This window comes from Zobellia uliginosa, assembly GCF_018860745.1.
Taxonomy (GTDB): domain Bacteria; phylum Bacteroidota; class Bacteroidia; order Flavobacteriales; family Flavobacteriaceae; genus Zobellia; species Zobellia uliginosa_B.
Genome location: NZ_JAHKPY010000014.1, coordinates 269,614 through 281,553 on the forward strand (window position 1 = coordinate 269,614; position 11,940 = coordinate 281,553).

11 protein-coding genes are annotated in these 11,940 nt (G+C 35.4%); all 11 read right to left on the reverse strand.

The window, feature by feature from the left end; all coding sequences use genetic code 11:
* Positions 1 to 27 precede the first annotated feature (27 nt).
* A complete protein-coding gene (locus KO521_RS20645) occupies positions 28 to 1,323 on the reverse strand; it encodes an O-antigen ligase family protein (RefSeq protein WP_354668229.1) in 1,296 nt (431 codons plus the stop codon).
* The gene (locus tag KO521_RS16150; RefSeq protein ID WP_215940946.1) at positions 1,310 to 2,515 is read right to left on the reverse strand and encodes a hypothetical protein; all 1,206 of its coding nucleotides are present in this window, start codon (positions 2,513 to 2,515) and stop codon (positions 1,310 to 1,312) included. The genes KO521_RS20645 and KO521_RS16150 overlap by 14 nt, the downstream gene beginning before the upstream one ends.
* Before the next feature lie 51 nt (positions 2,516 to 2,566).
* Positions 2,567 to 3,112, reverse strand: coding sequence for a hypothetical protein (locus KO521_RS16155; protein ID WP_215940947.1), 546 nt, complete (start codon positions 3,110 to 3,112; stop codon positions 2,567 to 2,569).
* Positions 3,113 to 3,635: 523 nt separating this feature from the next.
* Positions 3,636 to 5,000 carry a hypothetical protein gene (locus KO521_RS16160; RefSeq protein ID WP_215940948.1) on the reverse strand — a complete coding sequence of 455 codons (1,365 nt, stop codon included), beginning with the start codon at positions 4,998 to 5,000 and terminating at the stop codon, positions 3,636 to 3,638.
* Positions 5,001 to 5,020: 20 nt separating this feature from the next.
* Complete coding sequence (locus KO521_RS16165; RefSeq protein WP_215940949.1) at positions 5,021 to 5,728, reverse strand: cytidylyltransferase domain-containing protein; 708 nt, start codon at positions 5,726 to 5,728, stop codon at positions 5,021 to 5,023.
* Positions 5,728 to 6,774: a nucleotidyltransferase family protein gene (locus tag KO521_RS16170; protein WP_215940950.1), complete on the reverse strand. Its 1,047-nt coding sequence runs from the start codon at positions 6,772 to 6,774 to the stop codon at positions 5,728 to 5,730. The genes KO521_RS16165 and KO521_RS16170 overlap by 1 nt, the downstream gene beginning before the upstream one ends.
* Positions 6,761 to 7,936, reverse strand: a complete 1,176-nt coding sequence (gene neuC / locus KO521_RS16175; protein WP_215940951.1) for a UDP-N-acetylglucosamine 2-epimerase — start codon at positions 7,934 to 7,936, stop codon at positions 6,761 to 6,763. Before neuC ends, KO521_RS16170 begins: the two co-directional genes overlap by 14 nt.
* Positions 7,933 to 8,937 (reverse strand): N-acetylneuraminate synthase, encoded by a 1,005-nt coding sequence (gene neuB / locus KO521_RS16180; RefSeq protein ID WP_215940952.1) that lies wholly within the window; start codon positions 8,935 to 8,937, stop codon positions 7,933 to 7,935. The genes neuC and neuB overlap by 4 nt, the downstream gene beginning before the upstream one ends.
* Position 8,938: 1 nt before the next feature.
* Positions 8,939 to 9,568, reverse strand: a complete 630-nt coding sequence (locus KO521_RS16185; RefSeq protein WP_215940953.1) for an acetyltransferase — start codon at positions 9,566 to 9,568, stop codon at positions 8,939 to 8,941.
* Entirely contained in the window at positions 9,555 to 10,694 is a 1,140-nt protein-coding gene (locus tag KO521_RS16190; RefSeq protein WP_215940954.1) for a LegC family aminotransferase, read from the reverse strand. The genes KO521_RS16185 and KO521_RS16190 overlap by 14 nt, the downstream gene beginning before the upstream one ends.
* 6 nt (positions 10,695 to 10,700) lie before the next feature.
* A complete protein-coding gene (locus tag KO521_RS16195) occupies positions 10,701 to 11,888 on the reverse strand; it encodes a UDP-N-acetylglucosamine 4,6-dehydratase (RefSeq protein ID WP_215940955.1) in 1,188 nt (395 codons plus the stop codon).
* Between the last annotated feature and the right edge of the window lie 52 nt (positions 11,889 to 11,940).

Genomic DNA, 11,940 nt, shown 5'->3' on the forward strand with positions numbered 1-11,940 from the left:
TACTAAAAGTCTGCTCTAAGGTTTCACCTATTGAGGTGGCGTTAAATTTTCTTTCTTTAAACTTGGCCCTTGGGAAACCGATAGAATTACAATAAATAGCATAAATAATACTATTCCTCTCTCTCTTTGCAATATACTTTCAAATAGAAAATTTAGAGTCATAAATGCTAAAAATAGTCCTAGCAACTGGTCCTTATTGCGAAATGCTCTTGCTAGTCCCAAAACTAAAGAGAAAATAAACACCAAAACAAAAATGCTTCCGTTGGCGACCAAAAATTCTAAAAATTGATTATGGCTATTCTTATTCCGCAACCTTTCACAAGTTGAGAAAGCATAAAACTTAAGACATTTTTGATTCAACGCTTCTTTAGTACTCCCAGTTCCATACCCTAAAAATGGAGATTCCTTGGATATGTTGTATGACAAAATCCACAAGTGAAAACGTATACTAGTAGACTCATTTATAAATTCATTCTCAAAAAAAACTTTCTTGAAACCTGTAATGCCTTGTATACTTCGCTTTTGAAATACAGGGTTAACGGTGTACATAACTAAAAAACCCGACACCAATATTACCAGAAGACCTAAATGAATTCTGGACCTCTTTATCAGCGCTTTGTAAACAAAAAATCCTGCGGTTACAGCTATAAATGAAAATATTCCCGCCTTACTGGAGGTAAGAAATAATGCTGTAAAAAGAAGAAATATTACGCAAATTCTTAATAATAGGTTCCTATTGACTTTTAAAAAAGACCGCTCCATTAGACAAAATAGACAAATTCCCAAATAGAGTGAAAAATACGTGGGATGCAAATCTAATATTGATGAAAACTGTTGATAAAAAAAAACATTGTTTTTCTGGTCAAATTGATCAATAACATAAACACTTTCTTGAGTAATGACCCTATAAAGCCCATGTCCCAAACATAAAAGGACTGCAATTACCACTCCTATTAAAAAATAGGTCAAACACTTTTGTCTATATTTAAACATCAAGTTACTTCCTCCAAAAAATAGGGGCAAAATAAGAAGTGAAATCTGAGTCTGAATTTTAGATAAACCAGATTCGCTATCAATAGAATACAAAAGTCCAAAAACCAACATAACATGCAGTAGCATATATGCAATGAAATCCTTTTTAGCAAACACATTTTTGAAGTGTTGTCTGTTTAGCAACAATAGGGATGCGGCTGCATAAATTATAATAAGAATACTGGATATCTTTGGCACCAAGGGTAAGGACAAAAAAATAAATGGCAAAATTTCAAACCTTACTTTTTCAAGATAAAGGCGAACTTTTATTTGCGAATTACTTTCCAACATTTTTTCCAAAAAAATCAATTGAATAGATTAAGATAAAAAGATAAAAGTAGTTGGACCATGGACCTGATAATAATGTTATGGAAATAACCGCACTAATGTAGAACACAAGCACCAAATTCATTGGGTATTCACTTCTAACTCCCGCTTGTTTTACTTTTATATAGAATATCGCCAACATTCCAATACCGAATATACCCATTTCGGTTATGAGTTGCATAATAAAATTATGCATACTCAAAGCCGTATACTCCTCTGTACCGGGGACCACAATTTCATCCATCATAATAAGTGAGTTTCCAGGGCCTATACCTAACATGTATGAATGTAAAAACTCTTTTACTCCAAGAATTACCGCATTGGACCTAGAATTGAAGGTTCCAATATGTTCCAGCGGCTCTAATAATATGGTGTTTCCAACAAGTCTAGAAACAAAATACCCAATAGTATATTTTCCTTGAATACTATACTCTCTTAAAAAAAACAAAGTGGCCACACCCAACGTACCCAAGACAAGAAAACCTAAATACCTTATTTTAAAAAGTTTAAACTTTATTAAGAAATATCCACCAAAAAAAACGATTATGGACAGAACCGCCAATTTAGCATCATCAAATGCTATTAGGTAAACTGCAGCAAGAATCCATAGGTATTTAAAAAACCCTTTTTCCTTTAAGAAAAACAAGGGAACAAAAATGGCCAATACGGAGGAGTACTCGTTTTCAGTCCAGAAAAAGATATGAACGGCGGGCAATCTACTTATGGTATTAAAGTATACACCCCCAAAAAAGTACTGTATAAGCCCCAATACTAATAGGCTCTTAAAGAGAAATGAGAGATAAGAGTATATTCTCTCTGGCCCACAGATTCTTAGTATTTCCTTATAGTAGAAATAATAAACAAATACCGCCAAATAATAAAGATTGAAAACAATACTAAAATTATGAAACCGAGATAAAAAAGATACTATGGTCGAGTAGCATACCAAAACCGTAACTATACCAAGTAATTTAAAGGCTCTTCTGCGGTTGGCCACAAACAACCACAAGAAAATAAATGGAAGCAAAACCCGGAATAAGGTTAATTTACTTTCCATGGAGGGTCTTAGAACTGTACTCATACCCGCTATGGTTATTATGGTAAAGTGTACCATCTCAACCAATCTACTTTTATCTATACGAATACTTGATTCCATCTAAAACCACATCTTAGGCAAATAAAAAAAAGATTTTATACCTATTGTCCATTATACCCTTTGTAAAAGAGGCACATTTTGCAAAATAAGAACTAAGCTTTTTTGATTATTCTTATATTCCATTATTGAAATTGTTATTGCTCTAGCTTGCTCAATATTTGTTCTTATTTCACGTTTTACCCTTAATTCATTATTTTGAGTCAATTCAAATTTTGCGGAAAAAGATTCAAACCCATATTTTTTTCTTTCAGGGGATACTAATTGAAGTTCATCATCATTCGGATAAATTGAAAAAATAACATAATAATCTTTATAAAATTGAATTTTACCCGGCTTAGTTTTCAAATCAATCCTAAGCTTGTATTCTGATTCATGCATTGGTTCAAGAACAATTCTTTCAAAATGCAGTTCTAAACTATCTTTTTGATGTTGCTCTTTTTTAATTTTATATTTAAGAATATCAAATTGCTTTCCCGCCATTTGAATTGAATCCACCCTGTTTACTTCCTGAACCTCTTTTACAGGTTTTGACCTATTGCATGAAACTCCTATAATACATGCAAAAACGATTAAACCCAAAAATTTATTTTTCCACATAGAAAATGAATTGCAACACAATTGTTTTTTGCCAAGATCAATAGCTAAATGTCAGAATCTGTAATTGATATTTAAGTGAAATTAAGTAAAGTTTTTTCGTTTCCATTACTTGCAGGAACGAAAATAGTTCTTTCATACTCTAACTCTGTATTTTTGGTCATTTTTTTAAGTATGGAACGTAAATCATACAGGTGGTTTGCTCATATCTGTATTGGGTGGACTGGCGGTACTTTTACACCATTAAAACCTTTATTTTAATCTGTTAAAAACTTATTTAAAACCTAGAATTTGTATAAAGAATATACTATTCATGGCCTAGCTTGATAAACAGAATTTCTACTGTTGTTGGTAATTCTCGCGTAAAATTTAAAGTAAGTTTGGTTTAAATCAAAATCCAGTAAAAACGCGATTACACTTTGATATGAGCTCTTAAAATTGTGTTTGTATGAGAATGTTGTACGTAGTTCATATACTCTAAAAATGCAGAAAAGAATAAAATACCTATCATATTAAGGTGATATTTCTAATTCACTATCTTACTAAAAAAATCATTAAATCCTTCAGTATCCACTTGAGGGGAAAAAACATGGGAAATAGATTCTTTAATTTTAGACTTTACGAATGTCCTACCTTCTATTTCATTGAGTACATCAACTAGTTGTTCCTCCGTTTCCGCTACAAAATTGTACGGATTTTCTCCTAGTAATCTTTTTAGAAATCGATTATAATATCCCTTTATATTCAAGGATATTGTAGGAGTGCCCAATGCCAATGCTTCTAGGGCACATGTTGAGTATACCGTAAGGTGATAATCACAATATTTCAAAAGTTCGTATGTATTTATCTCTCCCAGTCGTACCAAGTTGGTTGAAGAAATAAAAGATTCCCTATCTACATAGTGCCTAGGTTTAAATATAAAACAGATTTCGGGGAACTTTAAGGAAATACTTGAAATAATCTCTAATAAGGGCTCATCTGTTGTTTTTAGCTGCCCTGTAATACATACGGTTTTCTTGAATGACTTCTTTATTTCTTGCAATTCGTAGGAAACACTAAGTCTTTCCTGCACTTCTTCAATGAAAGTGTAGCCATAGTCAAGTACCCATCCCTTTTCAAAGAGATTTCCTTTTATTACAGTGTCACTAGCATACTTTCCATAGCTTAGAAAATAATCTGGCATCAAGTTGTTAGGTTGCTTTTCTTCAAAATGATATGCCCTATGACTATCCGTAACCAAACCATGCTGTAATTCAATTACAGGAATGTTGTTTTTTTTGGCAGCCAGAATAAGTTCAAAATTAGAATAATAACACACTACGAAAATTGCTTTAGGCTTATATAACTTGAACAGCATGTTATAAAGTCTTTTTCCTGCGTGAATTCTGTGATAGATATATTTAATCTTAGATAAATCTTTTTTTAAATAAGTCTCAAGCAAATCAAGATTTTCAATTTCAGGGCTCTTGGATAATTTCAAAATAATGAACTGAATAAGGTATATCCAAGACATTCCAACATAGTATTCTCCCTTTTGTAATTTTTTTGACTCCGTTTTCCCTTTTGGTATTGGGTTTTCCAAGAGCACATAACCTTTTAAATATTTTAAAAGTCCAGTACTTACTCTATCAAAAGAATCCTCATTTATATGAAATCTTGTTTGTGAGGATGAGAACACCCAATATTTAGACTTACCCATGTTTCTGATGGATAGCAAATCGCTGGGAAGAGTTTTTAGAAAAAGTCTTAAATAGGGTAAATTGGCTTCTTTTATAATATTATTTTCGCCTACGATACCTACAAGATAGCTTTTTAATATGGGCCAAATGGAAACACCTTTATGCGCAATTTTATCTACAGCAACTTCGGTTTCAATCTTTTTTAAATTCATAATGCCAAATGTACAACATGCTAGTTTTTTGTAGCCTTTTCGTGTTTTTCCTCTATTATTGCTTTAGCAACCAACCAATCTAAAGGAGTGTCCAAATCATGCGAGGATATTTCATCCATTACATACTTGGCTCGTTTTGTAAATTCAGATAATCTTTTGCTTTTTAACGCCCTTACATTCATAATATAAATTGCTCCGTTGAACTCCCATACTTGGGGGCAATCTTGCCTTCGTGAAAAGCTTCCTTTTTTGGAGTTCTGCAAATACCCTTGTTCGTTCTCTTCAAAAAGTACAAAGTAGGGGTTCGCTTTACTCTCGGAAACCGAAACCACCATTTCCAGTTCACTACTGGTTTCGTATAGTTTCATAGCTTCTTTAATATGCTGGGAAGATCTAAAGGGAGATGTAGGTTGTAAAAGGATAAGAACATCTGGATTATACCCAGTACTCTCTACATGTTCCAACGCATGTAGCAAGACCTCATAGGTGCCAGCAGAGTCTGACGCCAAGTTGGAGGGCCTTATGAACGGCACATTAAGACCAATAGTATTTACGACCGTTATGATTTTAGGGTCATCGGTAGAAACTATAATCTCATTATCTTGAAACACTTCCCTAGCCGCCTTAATGGTATATTCAATTAACGGTTTCCCCCCTAATTTCTTTATGTTTTTACCGGGGATTCCCTTAGAACCCCCTCTTGCGGGAATTACGACCATTGGTTTCATTAGAACTTAATTTGTTTGATGTCTTGTTGTGCTTTATTGTAATCTTCGTGTTTCCCCACATCCAACCAATACCCGGACAGTGGATATGAAATTACTTTTTTCTTTTCTGTTATTAACTTTTCCATAAAATCAGTTGCATTGAAAAAGCCTTCTTCAGGCAGATATTTCAATGCTGATCGCTTTATAAGGTAGATCCCTCCATTGGAATAATATGTGTAAGTTGGCTTTTCCCGTAAATTAAGAACATGCCCATTGTTGGTCTCTAAAACTGCGTAGGGAATATCAACCTTATAAGGGATAGTAACTACGGACAAATCTGCTTCTTGTTTAATAAAATCCAGAAAAAAATGTTCATAGTCCAAATTTGTGAGCACGTCAGAATTAGTAAGAAGCACATAGTCATGCCGGAAGTCCTTTATCTTAGAGACCGCTCCTATAGTGCCCAACGGTTCGTCTTCCCAGACATAGGAAATATGTACGTTCTTTATATCTCCGTTACCAAAATAATCCTCAATCTGGTTACCAAGATATTTAACGGAGACCCAAAAATCGTCTATTCCATAGAGAGTGAGCCTGTCCAAATTATGCTCCATAATAGGTTTATCTCCTACTTTGAGTAATGGCTTGGGAGTTTTTTCAGTCAAAGGCCTTAGCCGAGATCCTTTGCCACCGGCCATAATTACCGCATCAACAGGCAAATATGACCTCATTGATCTGAAGTTTATAATGTTGACAATTTTATCGCTCTGATCAATTACTGGTAGAATCCTAAAGTGACCCTCTCTATATTCTATAATTTTTTCAATATTGCGCCCTCCTTTTCTAACGTATTTGGGGTCTTCCTGAATTACCTCATCTACTAAGCTATTTACGGTTATGCCCCGAATAAGGCCTCTTCTGATATCGCCATCGGTCAATGAACCTATAAGCACGTCGTTTTTGTCAGCAACAAACAATATGGCATCCTGCCCCAATTCGTTCAATCGTATGAGCGCCTGCTTGACACTGCTCCCAGATAAAATAATATGGTCTTTATAGCTTCTCAAAATTAAAATTTGTTAGGTCGTAAAATGGTTTTTTCTTGTTTGTAAGATTAAAATTCTTTAATGGGCCAATTATTTTCTGCGTAGCATGGCCATCACCATAAATATGCTTCTGCTCCTGAATCTTAGTTTTAAATTCACTCTCTTTTGCTTTGCATATTGCGGAACTAATGGCTTCGGAATTGGGTGGGCAATTTATTACACTTTCAGGCATGAGCCGTCCTTTTTGCCTGTCTCCTATGTTGATAGTTGGTATATTAAAATAAGGTACTTCCAATATACCACTGGAAGAGTTTCCTATAACAAAGTCTACAAATTGCAATGCAGAAAGATAACGTAATTGACCCAAGGAGGAAAACACGACCGCTCTTTCAGTATTCCTGCCAACATATTCATCAATCATTTTTACAATAATACGGCCATCCTTATCCGAATTGGGCCTTGTAAAGATAAGGGTTGTGTTCTCAAGTGCATCCAAGGATATAAGCAGTTGCTCAAATTGTCTTTCGGCCGAAGCATTTTCCAAGGTAACTGGATGAAAGGTAATCAAAACCGAATATTGATCCAACTTTTTTGAAATGGATTCCTCAAACTTCGTTTTACCCAAAAGCTGCAGTTGGCGGATACTATCTATACCCAGTGCACCCACATTGAACACTTTGTTTGGATGCTCTCCCATTTGAATGATTCGTCTTCTATAGGCTTCGGTAGAAGCAAAGTGCAATCTGCTCATTTTGGTAATGGCATGCCTAATATATTCATCATAGGCCCCTTCTGTGGTCTCACCTCCATGAATATGGGCTACCGGTATAGTTGCAATTATAGCAGCTGTAACCACGGCTAAAATCTCACTACGATCCCCAAGAACAACTACTATATCTGGTTGTAGATTTACAAAAACGTTACCAAAACCCTTAATTGTATTTCCCATGGCTTCCGTAATTGCCTTAGGGGTATCATTTGTTAGAAAGTCTTCCACCTTTGCATGAATCACGAAACCATCTGCTTCAATTTCTTCGAAGGTGTTACCAAATTCGGGCATTAGGTGGGTTCCAGTGACCAACAACTGTAATTTCAGTTCCTTATCCTCATTAATGGCCTGAATCAATGGTTTTAACAAGCCATATTCTGCCCTTGTTCCCGTTACTATGGCTATTTTTCTCATATTAGGTCGTCTTCCTCGTACATTTTAGTGGCTTTTGTACCCACTATCGCATCCCATTTCATAGGTGATATACCCGTTCCTGGACGTTTAACCGTTAGGTTGCTTTCAGTAAATAAGCAACCCTTTTCTATTCGCGTTTTAGCAACTATGCTTTTTCTTGCTATCGCTTTGTTCTTGATTTCGCTAGGACTAGGTTCCTTTCGGCCATGTCCCAAGGCCTTTTCTATATTGCGAATAGCAGTAACCATGTCTTTTAATTCCTTGGGTTCTAAAGAGGCCTTATGGTCCGGGCCTTCCATATTATTGTCCAGTGTAAAATGTTTCTCAATTACGTTGGCACCCTTCGCCACAGCGGCAATAGAGACCTCTATTCCTAAAGTGTGGTCCGAATATCCATAGTTTACCGAAAACCTTTCGCCCATAGTATTCATCGCGTTAAGATTAACATCCTCTATGGGTGTTGGATACTCTGTATTGCAATGTAACACCGTAATATTATTTTGGGTCACTCCTTCCATATTTAATACGTTTAAGGCATCATCTACCTCCTTCATATCGGCCATGCCGGTAGAAATTATAATAGGTTTTTGGAATGAAGCTATTTTTCTTAAATATGGGAGGTTGGTTAATTCTCCGGAAGGGACTTTAAAACACTCTATTCCTAGCTCATTTAAAAAATCCAGACTGTCCAGGTCAAAACCTGTAGACAAAAACTTGACACCCATATCCTTACAATACTCCAATAATTCAAGATGCATTTTTTTGGAAAGTTCCAATTTTTGGAGCATTTGAAATTGAGAATCCGTATTGTTTTTTGTATTTTCTTTTTGGTAATCTGCCTTTTGTGCTGATTTTACCACTAATTTCTTGGCCTTAAAAGTTTGGAACTTTACATAATCAACTTTTGCATCTGCCGCCACATCAATCAGTTTTTTGGCCAAGGTCATATTCCCATTGTGGTTTACTCCCGCTTCCGCAATAATTATAACTTTGTTTTCCATTCTATCTCAATCTTTTTGCTGGGTTTCCTACATAAATTCCTTCTTCCAAAATATCGCGGACAACAACAGAGCCTACGCCAATTATAACATCGTCACAAACCGTAATACCGGGTCTCACAACAGATCCGGCACCTACCAAAACATTCTTTCCTATGGACACATTGCCGGTTAGCACACTACCAGGAGCAATGTGCGAAAAATCACCAATTGTACATTCATGCTCAATAATGGCCCCAGTATTGATAATACAGGCATCACCTATTATCGATTTACTATTAACTACAGCTTTGGGAGCCACCAATGACGAATTACCAATAGAAGCCATTATAGATACGGAGGCACTTTTGTCAATGAGAACAGTCTGCTCAATGGCCTGTTCTGTAAGCAACTGATACACTCTTTTTCGAATTTGGTTTGATCCTATAGCTGGAAATGCAACACCATTACCTACAATTGAGGTGAGATCAAGCTTGTTTTCATCTCCTAGATAAGAAATTTGATATGGATTACTTTGTGCTTTCTGAAAATCAAAATAACCTTTTGGAACAAACCCATTGCCTAAAGCAATATCTAAAACCACATAGGCATGACCTGAGTAACCTAATATATAGAGGCTTTTAAATTTTTGCACTGCTTGGTATATTTACGACCCTTTCCTCCAGCCAAAGAGAATTTTCGAGATTAGCCTTCTGTGCATTCTTATATATATCAAGATTACTCATTAAGGTCCAAATTGGCCTTGTCATTATTCCATTATCATTAGTTTCCTTTAAAAACTTATTCCTGCTTTCTAAATCTTTTAAAATAATGGCATTTAGCCAATAATTGGCTCTAGAATTCTTGGGTTCAGTCACAAATTTTAGCTCCTTATTCCTAAAAAAATCTTCATATTTTTTTGCTAATATTTTTTTTGAAGAAAGAATTTTGTGCAAAACTTCCATTTGGGCACACCCTAACGCCGCATTAATATTTGGCATCCTATAATTATAGGCAATTTCATCATGCTCAAAATTCCATCTGTGCGCAAGCTTTGCAGTAGTGGTGAGATGTTTCGCTTTTTGGGCTATCAAATCATTGTTAGTAATTATCATACCTCCACCACCGGTAGTAATTGTCTTGTTCCCGTTAAAACTTAAAACCCCTAAACTTCCAAATGTTCCTGTATGTTTGCCATTATAATAGCTGCCCAAAGATTCAGCGGAATCCTCAACAACTGTTATATTGAACTTATTACATACATTGTAAATTTCATCCATTTTAATTGGTAATCCAAAGGTATGCATAGGAACTACAGCCTTGATCTTTCTATTGCTACGTTTATTAATGCACTCCCCATTAACCATCTTTGTTTCCTTGGACAAAAAAGATTCCAGTTTTTCCGGAGAAAGCCCCATGTTTTCCTTATCGACATCAACAAAGACGGGATTTGCCCCAATATAGCTTATCGCATTACATGTGGCAACGAAAGTCAAGGCCTGGGTTATAACTTCTGTATCTGGTTCAACTCCTGCAAGTAGCAAAGCAATATGTAATGCGGATGTCCCGTTAACGGTAGCCACGGCATGCTTAGCACCCGTAAATTTGGCAACCGCTACCTCAAAGCTGTCCACAAACTTACCAACGCTGGATACGAAAGTTGTATCTATACATTGATTAAGATATTTTTTTTCGTTTCCTGTAAAACAAGGTTCGTGCAAAGGAATAAAATCCTCTGTTTGAAAGTGATTCCTAATAAATTCAATGGATTCATTAATCATTGCTATTTACATCTTTGCATCCAAATATTTTCCGGTCTCTTTATGTCCGAAATCCGGAATCATTTTAAAAAATAGATGCAGAATTTCGTCTTTGGACCATTGCCCTCTTTCTAGTAGTTCACGTATTAATGTTTCAAACATTAGAAGCTTATCATTATCATAAACGGGATCATTCTTAATAATCCCCAAGTTTTTGAACTTCTGCATGTCCAATTTTTCATCTTCCATAAAGAATTCCTCAAAATCCTTTTCTCCCGTAGTGTCGCTTGGGGTAAATAGACATGGCCATTTTTTTTCTTTAGGCAAAGTTTTAGTGAGTTCCCGCGCTTCATCCTCAGTTTTACAGAGGTAGGGCTCATAGCCTAGATTATTCAAATACTGCGTTGCTATATCAGCAAAAGAGATAAGATGTAAATCCTCACTAAGTTTAGGGAAAAAAATATCTCTGTTCTCACCAAAAATACATGACATGAGGCAAAGTTGCCCAGATTCCTTTGGAATGACAAAGTAGCGTTTTATATCGTTTGGGGCTACTATGGGCTGCATCTTTTGAATTCTTTTATCAAACCCATGAAGCAGGGAGCCATCAGAGAAAGCCACATTAGCAAATCGTGCTGTAGAAATCTTTATTTGAGAACTATAACGCATCAAAAACATTTCCATAATACGCTTAGAAGCCCCCATCATATTCACAGGATTAGCGGCCTTATCGGTAGATACGCAGAAATATTTCTTTGTACCCTTTTTTATAGCATGCCCTAAGGTTTTGTTTGTATTCAAAATATTCACTTGAATCATCCGCATTAGGGTGAAAGGGTCTTTCTCGCTTCTAACATGTTTTAAAGCAGACAGGTTAAGTATATAATCATATTGCCCATCACTTTCGATAAATGCGTCATATTCTACCGATCCTATATCTAATGCAAAAGTTCTGAAATCACCAGTTATATACCCAAAAGAACTTCTAACATCCCTAACAAGCTCAACCAAATTGTTTTCACTTATGTCAACAACATGAAGTTTTAACGGTTCTCTTTTAAAAATTTCTTTAGTAACGGCCTGGCCTATTGAACCAGCTCCGCCAATAACTAAAAAAGAAGAATTGGAAACAATTTCCTTTAGCTCCGTTTTATAATTACGTACATCTTCTAAAAACAACTCTTTATTCCTACCTATTAGGCTAAGTATATCCATAATGAAATATATTCCATGAACTCAATCCTTATTAATTTAGAAGGTTTTTTCG